The 14,452-nt window shown below is 61.3% G+C and carries 15 protein-coding genes and 4 pseudogenes; 6 read left to right on the forward strand and 13 right to left on the reverse strand.

Annotated features, from left to right (window positions below):
* The first annotated feature begins 359 nt into the window (after positions 1-359).
* A complete protein-coding gene (locus ACCQ06_RS19720; RefSeq protein WP_228325558.1) occupies positions 360-1,097 on the forward strand; it encodes a DNA/RNA non-specific endonuclease in 738 nt (245 codons plus the stop codon).
* A 213-nt stretch (positions 1,098-1,310) separates the two neighbouring features.
* On the opposite strand, the gene ACCQ06_RS19725 is transcribed toward ACCQ06_RS19720, so the two are convergent.
* The 3 genes from ACCQ06_RS19725 to ACCQ06_RS19735 form a co-directional block, all read right to left on the reverse strand.
* A complete protein-coding gene (locus tag ACCQ06_RS19725) occupies positions 1,311-1,646 on the reverse strand; it encodes a hypothetical protein (RefSeq protein ID WP_104617457.1) in 336 nt (111 codons plus the stop codon).
* Between the two features lie 38 nt (positions 1,647-1,684).
* A complete protein-coding gene (locus tag ACCQ06_RS19730; protein ID WP_104617462.1) occupies positions 1,685-1,915 on the reverse strand; it encodes a DUF1653 domain-containing protein in 231 nt (76 codons plus the stop codon).
* Between the two features lie 270 nt (positions 1,916-2,185).
* On the reverse strand, positions 2,186-2,350 hold the full coding sequence (locus tag ACCQ06_RS19735) for a hypothetical protein (RefSeq protein WP_316688816.1): 165 nt from the start codon (positions 2,348-2,350) through the stop codon (positions 2,186-2,188).
* Positions 2,351-2,663: 313 nt separating this feature from the next.
* Here ACCQ06_RS19735 and ACCQ06_RS19740 point away from each other — a divergent pair, with 313 nt between their 5' ends.
* The gene (locus ACCQ06_RS19740; RefSeq protein ID WP_316688818.1) at positions 2,664-2,879 is read left to right on the forward strand and encodes a hypothetical protein; all 216 of its coding nucleotides are present in this window, start codon (positions 2,664-2,666) and stop codon (positions 2,877-2,879) included.
* Between the two features lie 135 nt (positions 2,880-3,014).
* Here the strand turns inward: ACCQ06_RS19740 and ACCQ06_RS19745 are convergent, their stop codons facing one another.
* Positions 3,015-4,814 carry a chloride channel protein gene (locus ACCQ06_RS19745; RefSeq protein WP_104617459.1) on the reverse strand — a complete coding sequence of 600 codons (1,800 nt, stop codon included), beginning with the start codon at positions 4,812-4,814 and terminating at the stop codon, positions 3,015-3,017.
* Between the two features lie 236 nt (positions 4,815-5,050).
* Between ACCQ06_RS19745 and ACCQ06_RS19750 the strand changes: the two genes are divergently transcribed.
* Positions 5,051-5,599: a hypothetical protein gene (locus ACCQ06_RS19750; RefSeq protein WP_316688820.1), complete on the forward strand. Its 549-nt coding sequence runs from the start codon at positions 5,051-5,053 to the stop codon at positions 5,597-5,599.
* A gap of 30 nt (positions 5,600-5,629) precedes the next feature.
* On the opposite strand, the gene map is transcribed toward ACCQ06_RS19750, so the two are convergent.
* From map to ACCQ06_RS19790, 8 genes and pseudogenes are all read right to left on the reverse strand, one after another.
* Positions 5,630-6,406: a type I methionyl aminopeptidase gene (gene map / locus ACCQ06_RS19755; RefSeq protein ID WP_316688822.1), complete on the reverse strand. Its 777-nt coding sequence runs from the start codon at positions 6,404-6,406 to the stop codon at positions 5,630-5,632.
* Entirely contained in the window at positions 6,403-6,630 is a 228-nt protein-coding gene (locus tag ACCQ06_RS19760) for a ParD-like family protein (RefSeq protein WP_316688823.1), read from the reverse strand. The genes map and ACCQ06_RS19760 overlap by 4 nt, the downstream gene beginning before the upstream one ends.
* A 259-nt stretch (positions 6,631-6,889) precedes the next feature.
* Positions 6,890-7,288, reverse strand: a pseudogene (locus tag ACCQ06_RS19765) (winged helix-turn-helix transcriptional regulator).
* A gap of 81 nt (positions 7,289-7,369) precedes the next feature.
* Positions 7,370-7,921 (reverse strand): copper chaperone PCu(A)C, encoded by a 552-nt coding sequence (locus tag ACCQ06_RS19770; RefSeq protein WP_316688825.1) that lies wholly within the window; start codon positions 7,919-7,921, stop codon positions 7,370-7,372.
* Positions 7,922-8,020: 99 nt separating this feature from the next.
* Positions 8,021-8,482, reverse strand: a complete 462-nt coding sequence (locus ACCQ06_RS19775; RefSeq protein ID WP_228325562.1) for an SCO family protein — start codon at positions 8,480-8,482, stop codon at positions 8,021-8,023.
* A gap of 257 nt (positions 8,483-8,739) precedes the next feature.
* Positions 8,740-8,955: a hypothetical protein gene (locus tag ACCQ06_RS19780; RefSeq protein WP_316688829.1), complete on the reverse strand. Its 216-nt coding sequence runs from the start codon at positions 8,953-8,955 to the stop codon at positions 8,740-8,742.
* 61 nt (positions 8,956-9,016) lie between these two features.
* Positions 9,017-9,445, reverse strand: a complete 429-nt coding sequence (locus tag ACCQ06_RS19785; protein WP_316688830.1) for a DUF2946 family protein — start codon at positions 9,443-9,445, stop codon at positions 9,017-9,019.
* Positions 9,446-9,655: 210 nt separating this feature from the next.
* The gene (locus tag ACCQ06_RS19790; protein WP_316692700.1) at positions 9,656-10,057 is read right to left on the reverse strand and encodes an isochorismatase family protein; all 402 of its coding nucleotides are present in this window, start codon (positions 10,055-10,057) and stop codon (positions 9,656-9,658) included.
* 23 nt (positions 10,058-10,080) lie between these two features.
* On the opposite strand from ACCQ06_RS19790, the pseudogene ACCQ06_RS19795 reads away from it, so the two are divergent.
* The 3 genes and pseudogenes from ACCQ06_RS19795 to xopP form a co-directional block, all read left to right on the forward strand.
* Positions 10,081-10,343, forward strand: a pseudogene (locus tag ACCQ06_RS19795) (transposase); the annotation flags it as partial.
* Positions 10,344-10,388: 45 nt separating this feature from the next.
* Positions 10,389-10,661: pseudogene (locus ACCQ06_RS19800) on the forward strand (IS5/IS1182 family transposase); the annotation flags it as partial.
* Between the two features lie 410 nt (positions 10,662-11,071).
* The gene (xopP, locus tag ACCQ06_RS19805) at positions 11,072-13,258 is read left to right on the forward strand and encodes a type III secretion system effector XopP (protein ID WP_316688831.1); all 2,187 of its coding nucleotides are present in this window, start codon (positions 11,072-11,074) and stop codon (positions 13,256-13,258) included.
* Here xopP and ACCQ06_RS19810 read toward each other — a convergent pair.
* Positions 13,255-14,327, reverse strand: a pseudogene (locus ACCQ06_RS19810) (IS3 family transposase). The gene xopP and the pseudogene ACCQ06_RS19810 sit on opposite strands and share 4 nt — an antisense overlap.
* Between the last annotated feature and the right edge of the window lie 125 nt (positions 14,328-14,452).

Genomic DNA, 14,452 nt, shown 5'->3' on the forward strand with positions numbered 1-14,452 from the left:
GTGGCTGCCCAGACGCTAATCGCGGCGTATCGCAATGTGCTCCGACACGCTGTCTGAAACGCGTGATTCAGTTGCGTATACATCCGCTCCAGGCATACCCGTTGGCTTATCGCTCGCGCCATGTATGCACGAAAATGCGTGACACCCATCGCACCTCCGTCGAAAAAAATGGTGCAAGCGCACATTCCTCACGCTTACGTCACCAACAAGAAACATTTGCGTGCGATAGCTGTTGCGCTCGCTAGAGACCGAGCCAACCTGTCCCCCGACCAGCGCACTTTCCGCTGAACGTCGATCTGCTAAACGAGCAGTCGGCGGTGGCGTTGTGCGTCCGAACGATTCCAAGGAGATTCACTCCCATGCGCTTCAGGACCCTGCTTGCCGTTCTGCTACTCACCGGTTTCAGTGCCGCGGCCCAGGCACAAGTCGTCACCCTCAACAAGGGCGGTTACACGCTGCGCTACGACTGCACCAACCACACCGCGCTGCGCTACGAATACGTACTGCAAGCCGACACCGGATCGGCCGCGCGTCCATCCAGCTTCAACCTGGACACCGAACTGCCCAGCGGCTGCGGCGGACAGACCACCTCGGCGTCGTACGCCAGCGTGCGCAGCGGCTACGATCGCGGCCACCTGGTGACTTCCAACCACATGGATTACAACGCGACCTATATCCGTCGCGCCAATCTGATGTCCAACATCGTGCCGCAGGTATCCAGCTTCAATCAGGGCATCTGGGTGCGCGCAGAAAACGTGGCCGAGTGCTATCGCGATATCGCCAGCGTGCAGGTCTATGGCGGGGTGATCTACAGCGACACCAGCAACGACTATTTTCTGAGCAGCCACGGCATTCGCACGCCGGATTTCTTCTGGAAGACCATCATCACCGCCAACCCGGGCGGCGGCACGCGCGCCATCAGCTGGCTGATTCCCAATAGCGCCAATCTGGGTTCGCTGGACAGCTACATCGTCAGCATCGACGAGCTTGAAGACCTGTACGGTGCCAGCACCATCGGCATCACCGCACCGGCCGCGGTCAAGGCGATGCTGCCCGCCACCACCTGGCCGCAGCCGAGCAACTGCGACCTGGGCTGAGTCGCCTACGCAGGCAGCGACGGCCCAGCCCGGTGACGTCGGGCTGGGCCGTTTGCAACTGGTCGCAGTTGTCCGTGTGGCAACTAGCGTGCCGATAAGTGCTTACAAGGTTGCGCGAGGCAGGATATGCGCAGTGCCCTGCGGTACTGCCATCGCTGCGGTTCAACCGCTTCTGCTGGCGATCGAGATTTGCAGCATGCTGCTGCATGCACGCTAATGCGCGGCGTCGAGACCATCAAACCAGTCCGCAGACGGCGTGTTCTTGACCAGATGCCGAGTGAGGTCGTCGGCACCGTCGGTCCACCACACCGGGCCGCGTGCTCCCAACGCACTCTTGGCCGCATCGACCTTGGCGCGTGCGCGTGCCAGCTGCTGCGCATCATCGCAGCGCTTGGCCGCCTTGACCGCACGGCGTGCATCCATCAGCGCGCCGACCAGGGCCACCCACACCTCTGCGCTCAAATGCGGATTGGACGTGCGCCACAGCCGGCCACGGACGATGAGGTAGGCCCCGTCTGGCGTGGTGAGCGGCACGTGGGCGGTGCTCATGGCCCTATACCGGACACATGCCTCATGGCAAGCGCCGGTCACGCCACAGGCGCAAAGCGCGGCCGCATCACGCCATCCACGTCCACCTGTTCCACGAACATCGCGTAGGGCCGCACCCAAAGGCCGATTTCGCTGTCCAGCGGCCGATACAGCACCAACGGCTCCAGGGTTTCGCTACTGCGAACGACGCCCAGCACCTCGTAGCGGCCGCCCTTGAAGTGGCGGTACTCGCCCAGCGCAATGGTGGGTAATGGCGGCAACATATCCATGGTATTCAACGCGATCGGTGGCTGTGCAGTGTAGGGCGGGCGTTGTGTGCTGACGAGCCAGGTGCGCGTGGATCCGCGTCTGCATGCCCACGCGTGGTACGACAACGCCACGCCGCACGGCAGTCGGGCACGCAGGCCGGTGGCGGCGTCTGGATTGTCGACGCGATATCCAGCTGCGACGGTCTGCCCCGACATCGGCGCAGTATTGCTTGTGCTTACGCATCCCGCTGCACCTGCTCAAAAGTCCGTGCAGCTGTGCTGCCTCAAAGGCTATGCGTCTTCGTCGATATCGCCTTCGATACTGTCGTCGTCATCGATCTCGCTGTCCTGCGCCGGGCCCTCCTGCAACAGGTCTTCGTTCTTGCCGGGTGCCTTGACTCCGTTGGGCGGGCTGGGATCATCGATCCGCTCGTTGCCGTTTTCCTGGGTACGCATGCTCATCTCCTGCGACAGAAGGCCGCCTGGCCACCCTCCTCCCGGCGCCGTGATATGCATGTGTGGTTTGCGTATGGCGACGTGCCTCGTCATCAGCGCACGAACACATTGCAGCTGTGGTCGGTTTTGCGACCTCGGCGGGCTAGGGCAAGGCCGGAAGGACACAGGTCAAGTGGCGGCGGCGAGGCGCTTAGGGTTGGGAGCGGCTTGCCACGCTGTGTCGTTAGATAACTGAGTCAGCCTGCAGCGCAGCGGCCTTGCATCCGCCCGCGATCTGCCGCCGTAAATACAAAAAACTAATCGAGAAACGCCCATGCCGAGCCTGCTCTGCGATCTGGAAGACCTGCTCGCCGCCTGGAAGGCGGAAGCGCACACCTTCGACGCCTGCAACATGCCGGCGTCCGCACTTGCCGTGCGCGATTGCCACCGACGGCTCACCGGGTTGATGGCTGCGCATGCGCTTGTGCCAAACGCATCGAGCACCGCCGCGACCAGCAACTCGACAACTAGCTCGGAAGCTGCCGTGTAGTTTCACGCGTCATCGCACCTGCGCAGCGGTGAAGTCGCTGGCCGGCGCATGCCGCACGGCCAGCGATACCGCATATCGCACAACTATTCCGGGCACCCCAGCAAACTGCGGCACACCGCATCCGGATAGATGGCCTCAGTCGTCGCCGCTGGCCCGCTCGCCCATCAATTCGCGCTCGCGCTTTTCCAGCTCTTCGGCGTAGCGCTTGCGCACGAATCCTTCAGACAACACGCCCAGCACCCGGCGGTCGGTATCGATCACCGCCAGCTCGTCGGCTTGCGTCGCATCGAAGACCTTCATGATCGCCACGATGTCGGTGTCTGCTCGCAGCGCCGCATCGCGATGTCTGGCGTAGTCGCTGACCGGCGCATCCGGCTGCACGTTGTCGGCATACAGCACTGCCAGCGGCACCACACCGGCATAGTGCCCGGCTGCATCTTCCAGCACCACGCGCTGGGTCGAACCTAGCGGAAAACGCCGCCGGAATTCGCCAACGCTGATGTCGTGCGCGGTGTGGTTGGCGTCCTTGCGCATCATCTTGCCGGCCGACAGATTGCGGACCCAGCCCACGTCGCGCGCGCTGCGGATGTTTTCGCCACGCAGATGCAGCCGCCAGGTCGAGAACGAATAACCGAACACCTGACGCACTACCGTATTGGCCACCAGCACCGCCGCCATCACCGCGCTGGCCAACACAAAATCGTGCGTGCCCTCCAGGATCAGCATCGCCATGGTCATCGGTGCACCCACGATTGCCGCCGCCAGGGCGGCCATACCGACCAACGCGGCGCTGGTCGCGTCCACCACCGCCGCGCCCACCAACAGGTTCACGGCCACTGCGAACAAACTGCCGACCAACGAGCCCATGAACAGGGATGCAAAGAACAAGCCGCCACGGAAGCCGAAACCCAGCGAAATGCCCGAGGCAACGCACTTGAGCACCAGCAGCGTGGCCAGCACCTGCAAGGTGGTGCTGCTGGTCATATCCAGGTGCAACGCGCCGTGGCCGGAGGACAGCACCTGTGGCGAATACATCGCCAACGGAATCAGCAGCAACCCGCCAATGACCGGACGCCCCCACAGCGGCAGATTGATGCGCCCTACGCTGCGCTCGATGCCAGCCACCAGGCGCATGACGGCGATGCCGATCAACGCGCACACCAATCCCAGTGCGACGTAGATCGCGTAGTCGCGTGGCTGCAACTGGTACGCCACCGCCGCCGGTAACGAATACGGCGCTGCGCCCAGCGCACTGGCCATGAACGCGCCGGCCAATGCCGCAGCCGCTACCGGCGCCAACGCCGATGGCGTGTAGGCGCCGATGACGATCTCGAACGCGTAGAACGCACCCGCCAGCGGTGCACCGAAAGCGCCGGCAATGGCACCCGCCGCACCGGCACCGACCAGGGTGCGCATATCCGCGCGACGCACCCGCAAGATGCGACCGAGCTGCGAGCCGGCGCCGGACCCCATCTGCGTATACGTTGCCTCCAACCCGACCGATGCGCCGAAGCCGTTGGACAACAAGGTCTGCACCGCAACGATCAGGTTATCGCGCATCGACATGCGCCCGCCGTGCAGCGCATTGGCTTCCACCGCATCCACCAGCGGCCGCTTGCGCCGTCGCGCCATCAATGCCACCAGGCCCACCAGCAGCCCGCCCAGCGGCAGCACCAGCAATTGCGTGGGCGTGATCGAGGTTGCCGTGCTGAGCCGCGCATCCGGCCCGAGCCCGTACAGCCAGGCCTGCAACGCGTGCGCGATCCCAGCCTGCAGCACCATCAAGGCGGCAGCCACCAACCCCACCAGCGCAGCCAGCCCGATAAACCACAGGTCGTTGGCGCGCAACTGCCGGCGCAACCACTCGACGGGTCGGCGCAGCTGCGCGGCAGTGGACGGCTGCCCGGGAAGGATGTTGTGAGACTGTGGCTGCATGGCACCAGGGGTGACTGGATCAGCACGTCGGAAGTGGCGACGTCGGCTGTGGTACCTAGTGTGCATCAGCGCTGCTGACCTGACCCAATCCGGCAGCCACAGCCCCCCGTCCCCTGCGCTGGAGTCTGGATCGCCCTGCGCGGCATGCTTGGTTGCTAGAGTTGGCGCTGGCGCCGCATGGCTGCGGGCCATGGCGACGCCCTGCAGCAGTGTTCGACAGACAACAAGGAGCCTCGATGTTCAACCTGCTGCTGGTCGTGATGGCGATAGAAGGCGTTCTATCGCTCACCTGGAACCGCATGTACTTCGGATGGGGCCTGCCGGTGTTCCGGCGCCGGATTCCGGCAAGCCGTCAGGCGCTGGACTGTTTTTCGCTGGCGCAGGTGGAACAGGCGCTCGATCAATCGCGTTGGCCGGCACTGAGATTCCATCCGTTGTCCGAGCATGTGTACGCGTTTCGCGAGACGTTTCTGGTGATCGTCGGCCCGGTGTACCCACCGATCATGCGCGGGCGCATCGCGGTCGACCGCAGGCACCGCGAGATCACGATCACCGGCGACTGCAACTGGACCATGGTATATCTAGTGATTGGGATTCTGGTTCCTGCTGCCATCATCAAGCTAGGCGTAACGCTGATGTTCGTGGCTATGCTCATGGCGGTCTATCTGCTGCAACGCAGGCGCTTCATCAGTGTCGAAACAGCCGTACAGACACTGCTGCAGACCAACACCACCCCGCTCATCCCACGCGCGCCGGACGCATCCAGACACGCATCGCCGGAATGACAGCTGTAGCGCGCCGCGCGTTGCCGTGCATCACTGCACCGGGCACAGCGGTTTTTCGTCGGGCCTTAGCGTGAGCACGCGCACGCCGGTGCGCGTCACCGCCACCGTGTGCTCGAACTGCGCCGACAGCTTGCCATCGCGGGTGTACACCGGCCACTGGTCAGGCTGCGAACGGATCGCCGCGCGCCCCTGATTGATCATCGGCTCGATGGTGAACACCATGCCTTCCTGCAGCGCCAGACCGGTTCCTGCGCGGCCGTCATGCAGAATCTGCGGCGCTTCGTGCATCTGGCGCCCGATGCCGTGGCCGCAATACTCCTTGACCACGCTATAGCCGTGGTCGCGCGCATGCCGCGCAATGGCCTGCCCGATATCGCCCAGGCGCGCACCGGGCCGTACCGCAGCGATGCCTTTCCACATCGCCTGATAGGCGGTCTGCACCAGCCGCCGCGCCGGATAGGCAACCTCGCCCACCAGATACGTCGTGCTGGAATCGGCGATAAAGCCGTTCTTTTCCAGCGTGATATCCAGATTGACGATCTGCCCGCTGCGCAGCACATCGTCTGCCGATGGCACACCGTGGCAGACCACATCGTCGATCGACGCGTTGAGCACGAATTCGAACCCGTACTGCCCCTTGCTCGCGGGCCGCGCGTCGAGCGCATCCACAATCATGCGTTCGACAAATGCATTGAGTTCCAGCGTACTGCGTCCTTCCAGCGGCAGCCGATCCAGCGCATGAAACACCTGCGCCAACAGCTGCCCGGAGATCGCCATCAATGCGATCTCATCCGGCGACTTGATCATGCGCGTGCTGGTTTTGCGGTAGGCGGCTTGAAGGTTTGCGGCCTCACACCTGCCGCGCGCAGCTCCTGCGCCACGATGTCCTGGAACGAGGATTCCGGATGCATCTCGCACAACATGCCGACCTTGATCCAGAAGGTGGCCTGCGCATTGATCGACCGGCTGGTGACGGTACAGGCGCGGCGCAGTTGATCGTGCAGGTCGTCATCGATATTGACGATGCCCATGGTGGTTCCTGGCTTATCGTGGAATATACATATCGTATACGAATCGTATATTCCACAACAAGCCACGCGCCAAGACGTGCAGCAGGAGCGGCTTGGTGGCCATGCTCCATCCACACAATGCGTGCTGGCAGAGTGGCGGATGTGCGCACTGCTGCATGTTTCAGGCTTGCAGCGGCGGTCGGTGCATCAATCGCTAGAACACCGCCACGACATCGCACTTACCTGCAGACGGCGCCCTGGCGCTACGCCAAACGCCCACTCAAGGCTTGGTCAGCGGGCAGCTCATTGCAATCTCCCGCATGCTCATTGCCACGCCATCCCTTGGTTGGATGATCGCAACGGTTTGCGCTGGCACCGACTCGCCCCATTCGCGCAGTGCATCGAAGAGCTCGCGCAGCCCTTCACCCAATGGCGTGAGGTCGTACACCAGACGCGGCGGCATCCGCGCATACGCGGTGCGCACCACCAGACCACACGCCTTAAACTACCGCAGGCGGCTGGTCAACGTATGTGCGCCGATGTCTTGCAATGCCTGCCTGAGTTCGGTGAACCGGAGCGGCCCTGCAAGCAGCTCGCGCACGATCGGCGACGCCCACGGCCCCTGCAGCAATTGGAAAAAACGCGCGACACCACAACACGGAGCTGTTGACCGTTCCATCGGCTGGCTGATCCTGGAAATGGACGACCCATGGCTGCCAGCACGCCGCCGTGCTGGCACATTGATTCCCAACGACGCTGCCTAGTGCATATGTTGATCGTGCGATTCGGCATCGGGCGCCGACGCGCCTAGGGCACGAACGTCGAACTGCACCTGGACGCGTGGCGCATGCTCGAACACCAGCGTAGCCACCACCGGCTTGCCTTGTTCGAATGGCGCGTGCGGTGCGATGAACATCAGATGCGTGCCGCCGGTACCAAGCACCACGTCTTTGCCCGGCGGCAAGACCAATCCCTGCTCCAGGTGGCGCATTTTCATCACGCCCCCGTCCATCGTCATCTCATGGATTTCCACCTGCGCACTGGCCGGCGATTCCACCGCCACCAGACGATCTGGCGTTGCCGATTGATTACGCAAGGTGAGGTAGCCGCCCGCCACCGGCGCGCCCGGCGGCGTTGCGCGCGACCATGCCCCGCTCGCCACCACCACAGGTGCCGTCGCCGTCGCCGGCGCCGTGGTCGAAGCAGGTGCCACGGCAGCCGGCGCCGGGTTGGCCTCGGGCGCAGGTGCGCGCTCGCAGGCCACCATCGACAAGGCAGACAGGGCACTCACCATCAGTAGATGTAATTTCATTTCGTTCTCCTTGGGTCGAGCCGTGCGTGCGCCACAGCGCCTTGCATCGCGGTCATCGACGTTGAAATTCTGGAAGCCGGCAGGTCGCTCTTGCGTCAGTCAGAGTACTTGCCGGATATCGTGCACAACCGAGTCCACCGTCTGCTCGTGGGTCAGGCCCACGCGCAGCTGTCCGTCGCGATCGAAGAGAAAACTGCGGGTGGAGTGATCGATGGTGTATGTCGGCCCCATCGGCACCTTTGCATAGCTCACCTTGAGATTACCCGCTGCCACGCGGATATCGCCCTCGCTACCGGTCAAACCGATAAAGTCCGGATCGAATGCCTTCACGTAGGTTCTGAGCACGTTTGGCTGATCGCGTTGCGGGTCCAGCGTGGCGAACGCGAACTGTACCTTCGCCGCATCCGCACCCAACTTGCGCTTGACCTGCGCCGCACGCGCCAGCGTCGTCGGGCACACATCCGGGCAATGGGTGAAGCCGAAGAACAACACCAACGCCTTGCCACGAAAACTGCGCAATGGTCGCGGCGTGCCTTCGGTGTCGTAAAGGTAAAAATCCATTCCTCGCGCCATCGCGCTGAGGTCTGCGCCATTGGGAGCGAACCCACCGCCCCATTGCCCACATCCCGCCAATACGCAGACCAGACACCCCAGCATTACGTGCGACAGCCGTCGCTTCCACACAGATCGCATTGCTTGCCTCCTGATTCCGATCCTTTCGTTAAAAGCGGCCTTGCGTTTGCCGTTCTGTCGCGCGCCATTCATCGCGAAGTGGGCTGCACCCGGCAGCTTTTCCGCGCATGGGCGCGCAGTGCTATTCACCGGTGATCCCGCGGTTGTACGCCAACGGCCAGATCGCGATGTTGCGGGTTCGAAGCGCTATCGCTCGAATCATCAAGACTTGAGTATTGTGGTTCGCCCGCGGCAAGCAGGCGCATCTGGGCAGGGACAATCAACGCCAGTGTCGGCAGCAGCGTCACAAGGGCAAGGCAAGGCGTCGCCGCCGCGCGGGGCGGCAAAGCAAAGTACGTCATCTACACGCTCCAACACATCCAACATCACACCACTGACGGGTGCGGCTCTACATCCGATGTTTCAGGCAAACAGCGGTGGGCCGCGTGGCGCATGTGCCCACCAGCGGGCGGCTGATGGAGCCGCAGCGGCAAGACGCTCAACCGCACGCCGGCCGCGACTGAACGCAAACAGCACGCATGCGATCAGCAGCCAGGGCAGCAGCCGCGCGGCGAGCAGGCAGTAATCGCAGGCAAACGCATGGCCACCATCGGTATGGTGCAGATCGTGTGCGGCGCTCGGCCATCGCTTGGCTGTCCCGGCCTGGGCGTCTGCCGACAGCTGCGCGGCATGTACATTGCCACCGACGGCATCGGCCACCTTGCCAGCTGGCCAGGGCTGACTATGGCAAAGCGGCCCGTCAAGAACGCCGGAGGCGTTCTCGAGCGTGCGGCTTACCAAAGGCGCGACCAACAGCAGTAGCAGCGCCAGGCAAGCCAGGCGCTGCATCATGCTGAACAAGGGCGAGGGACAGAAGCGCACCCGCGAAGTGTAATGAAAAACCCGCGCGCCACCTGCGACCCTTCGTCGCAGCCTGACACCTGGGTGCGCGCGCCGCTGCGCGCTGCATGCACTGCGCACAGTCTCCCGGCCAGACGCATGCACCGGACGCGGCGATCGGCCTGCCCCATTGGCACCGAAGACGGCGCGCGCACCGTTGCTTCACTGACGCTGCAGAGACTCCTGCGTGGATCGCACCGCCGCATAGCCAAACTGAAACGCCGCCATCATCGTCGCCTGCACGTGGGCGGCAGGTACCCTGGTGCCATCGAAGTCCAGGTCCATCGTGGCGCAGGCATCGTGCAGCACTGTCACCGCATAGCCCATGTCGGCGGCAGCGCGCACGCAAGCATCCACGCACATGTGGCTCATCGCGCCGACAATCACCACGTCCGTCACGCCGTGTTGCTGCAGCTGCTGCACAAGCGGCGTCTCGCGAGAAGCGTTGACGTGCTGCTTGACGATGACCACTTCACCATCCTGTGGCGCAACTGTGTCATGTGTCTGCGCACCCTGCGAACCGGCGACAAGGAACGGGGAATACGCCGCCGCCTCGTGACGCACATGCAATACCGGAACGCCCGTAAAGCCTACTGCGTGACAGCGGTTACACCGGCATGCCGTTTGCAGACGGTGTGCGAGAGATTCTAGGCGAGCAGCTCACGGTGCAGATTGCCAGGCGCAGCGAACTGCACACCTTCAGGTCAGGCCAAAGCGCTGGATCGTCGAGCGTAGTTTTGCGTGGCTGGAGAACAACCGAAGGCGATGGAAGAACCGCGAGCGCAAACTCAACACCAGCCTGCAGTTCATCCATTTGGCCTTCTTGGCGCTATTACTCAAAAGATCGTAACCAGGTTCTAAGACGAATCGAACAGTAGCGCGTCGATGAATTCCCTTATCTACAATCGCCGGAAAACAAGGCTGCCAGCGACGCTGATCAAACAAACTGCATGCCGACAAAGCCTACGACATCCAACGGAATCGCACTTTCAAGCAGCGCGGCACAATTGCGCGCATCGCACGCAAAAGCATTGAGCGCAATGACCAGCTAAGGGGCTATCGCTGGGTCGTCAAGCGCACCTAGTTTGCAGGCATGGGCAAACTACGCATCCGATTCGGACGCCGTATTTTAAACGGATTCTTTGCATTGCTGACCAGCAGGGCATAGCTTCGGATGCGCAATCGTTCGTTCGCATCTTCTTGCGCAGCGCCGGATCGGTTCTGACTAACTTATTGTTCCCGCGATTTCGTCGATGAATATTCGTAAATGAACTTACAAAAATTTTTAAAGGAAGCACGCACCCTTACTCACGAGTAGCTCGACCACATGTTCCAGAAGGAGCCTCTTCCAGCATTCTTCGAAGGAGTGAAAGCACCATCTTTAATCGCGGAAGCTGACAGAAAAATCAGCGGCCATTCCTAATGCTTATGTTCATGAATTGCGCACGCTGAGCACAGCTATTCACTATATTCATTAGTTAACTTCAATTGCCGGCAACCTGATTAAAAATAGCCAATCTAGCGTAGCGCGCAGTTAATCAGTGACGGCGTTACGAACACCAGAAGACAGGAAGAAATATGCATCGTGTCGAAATAATCAGGAAGGGCTCTACAGAGTTGGCTGAGCCGACGAACCTTGCCATTGTGCCGACAGACTCCGCGACGGCAACAAACACTAGTGGCGACGGCCCTGCCACGCAGTCGCCGCAACTCCAGGGACTTGCCTCCAGGCCTCCCAAGTCCGTAAGGCAGGCCGTTGTGGGCTCGTCTGATGTGTTGCCGGGGCCATCACACCTTGCATTATTACCCGCGGCTGCCATGCAGCTTCAGCGCATTGACCCGGGCGAAATACTGAGAAAAGCGCTTGGCAAGGCCAAGATCTTTAGAGATTTGATCGGCAGTAATGAAAACCCACAGGGACAACGCGGAGCTGTGTCAAAAGTGGATCTGGAACAGAAGGTCAAGCTATCGCTGGCTGCCATGAAGTCTGCCCGCGAAGGATTGCAGGCTGTCGCCGATTTGAAAGTGCAGGGGCGGTTGCAGTCTAAAGCTGCAGTGGAACACGAACGTGCATTGTTGACGCTTCTCGGAACTTCCGCTGCAGTCGGTTATGCAGCACGTGACGAACTGCTGGAAGACAAGTGGATGAAGCAATTTGGCCTCATTCAGCCGATTGAGCCGGCGATCGGCGACATCACTGTGCAGGTGGAGCTGCACAACAGTGATGTTGAGCGTCAGAAAACCGAAGAGTGGCGGGGGTATTTGAGCGAAATCGAACAGTACCGAGGAGCAATGGATGAGTTGCTGAGACGCATGAAGGCGCCGGATACACACAAGAAAATACGCGAAAATGTCTCAGCCATGGTGCCGTTGATTAGGACCAATCTGGGTTTTTGTCATGAAACGATGCAGTCAATCCGAAGTCTGCTCGTCGATATCCATCGGCTGCAGCTGGAGCGTCAGGTCGAGGCCAATGGCATATCGGAAGTCATGGTTAGATTGCACGAATTGGACGAGGCCAAGAACTACCGCGGCGACAGCCTGTTAGCAGCGTTTACGGCGCTGAGCCAAGTCTTGATCGAATCGATATGCCCATCGGAAGCCGGCGTTGCGTTGACCCCGCAGGTGGTGGCACAGCACAAAGAAGTTCTTGAGGACTATGCAGAGCACTTTGGGCGCATCGGCCTGAAGCTATGCGTGGATGTCGCTGCTCTCATTGATAATGATTGCGACGATCATATCTGGCGATCAATGCTCGATTTGGCGCAAGCACTGACCGAGTATCGGCAGTGTATTCTTGACCTGACCAGTTCCGTTGTCGCCGGAAAACGCGAGGTCGTCACGTCGCCATCTGCAACGATCGAGCAGCTGCCCGTGCCGAGGGCGTCGCCGAGGCCGTCCCGCAAGCATCGCAAGCCCGGTAATCGAGCGACCGAAGAGTCTAGCCTCGTCCCTGCATCCCCTGCCATCTTTAGCGATACACGGACGCTTGTACAAAAACAAGCGGACGCGCTATTGAAGAGCATTCCGCTGGAACGATCCATGGTGACCGAACTGGACGCGGACTTCGTGCTGATTGCGAAAATGCTGGGAAAGGACACCAGCAGCGTCGAAAGTGTGATGCATCGTTCCGGACAAGATGCGGCGATTGCTTTCACGTCCGTACGTGCGTCGGTCCGGGACTGGTTCGCAAGGGATCGATTGCTGCAAACAAAGGCGAAACTGTCGCCAGAAGACGATCGGGTTGCCCAACTCACCGAGCGGTTGCAGCTGGTGAACATGATCGAGCAGCGTGTGCAGACCCGCGAAGCAGATGCACTGAAGAGCGACCCGCAGCCCCGTTCGTTGCATCTTTCGCGCTTGCTGAAGATGAGCGAGGTTACCTGCGTAACTTCACCAATTCGATTACCCTCCGACCACGACAATGGAGATCGCGGCACGCTGTTCGAGATACGTATCGACCACGCACCATTGTCCAATGGCAAGCGCCCTGCGCCATGGTTCGTACACTTGCACACTGCCGAGCCAGTGACGGCGGACGCGTTGCCTACCCTAGGCTACAAGGCTTTTAACGCCGTCCATCTGAAAACGGCAAGAGAGAAAAATCTAGGGAAGCGCTGGGAGATGCTCATGCGAGCGCTCGGCCATACCGATGCGAAGGTACACCGCTCCACGGTCGATTCGGCGCTGCTCGCCTCGTTGTTGCGCCTACGAAGTGGTGGTGAAGCTAGGACGCCCCCCGCCCTGATTAGTGGTCGGGTTTAGAGTCCGGGGTTGATGATATCGATGTTTGCTAAATGTTGGGCATACGCAGCTGGTGCCATGCCGCCGATGGCCTTCTTGGGCCGTTCCTCGTTGTATTCTCGTCGCCAGCGCTCGATCTCGGTGCGCGCATGCAGCAGGGTTGGGAACCAGTGTTCGTTGAGGCATTCTTCCCGGAGCCGGCCGTTGAAGGATTCGACGTAGGCGTTCTGGTTCGGTTTGCCTGGTTGGATCGGTCGCAACTGCACACCACGGGCATGCGCCCAGGCGTCCATGACCTGGCCGCAGAACTCCTCGCCGTTTTCGATACGGATTACCTGCGGCAAGCCGCGACTGATGGCCAGCCGATCCAGCACGCGCGTCACTCCATGGCCCGAGAGTGCACGCTCCACCTCGATGGCGACCGCTTCGTGTGCCGCGTTGTCCACGATCATCAGACGCTTGATCACCCGGGCTTCGGCAGTGCGGTCGAACACGCAGTCCATCGACCACACCTGGTTGGCCTGCGATGGCCGCAGCAGCGGTTGACGCTCGCTTATCGAGATCTTCTTGTGCTTGCGACGGCGGACTTGCAACTGCTTCTCGCGGTACAGCAGCTCCACCAGATTGTCGTTCACGATGCGGCATTCCTGTCGCAGTTTGAGACAGATCATTCCCATGCCATACCGGCGGTGGCGATGCGCCAACGCAACAATGCGCTCGCGCAGTTCGCCATTACGGTCTTCGCGAGGGCAATAGCACAGCGCACCGGCACTCATGCTGCTCGCTGCCAACACATGGCGCTCGCCGGCGCCACGCCCGATCCACTGGCTCAACAGCACATGATGCACAGATGCGCTCACAACTTTTTTCGCAGAGCATCCTTGAGCAGATCGTTCTCGAGCAGCTGCTCGGCCAGCACCTGCTTCAGCCGCGCATTCTCGGACTCAAGCTCCTTGAGCCGATTGGCATAGGGCACGCTCATCTCGCCGAACTCGCTGCACCGCATCTAATAGGATGCCTCGCTGAAAACACGGCAACGGCACAGATCCTTGATGGCGACACCGACTTCTGCTTCGCGCAGGAAGCCGATGGTCTATTCTTCGGTAAAACGCTTGTTCACGCCCAATTTCCTTGGTGTAGGGAATTGGACTCCAAACTTGGGCGCCACTCAAAATCGGAGGGGGCTTCGCCTGTTCCGCAGTGACGTGTGTCTGC

The organism is Xanthomonas sp. NCPPB 4467 (assembly GCF_041475665.2).
Lineage (GTDB): Bacteria > Pseudomonadota > Gammaproteobacteria > Xanthomonadales > Xanthomonadaceae > Xanthomonas > Xanthomonas dyei.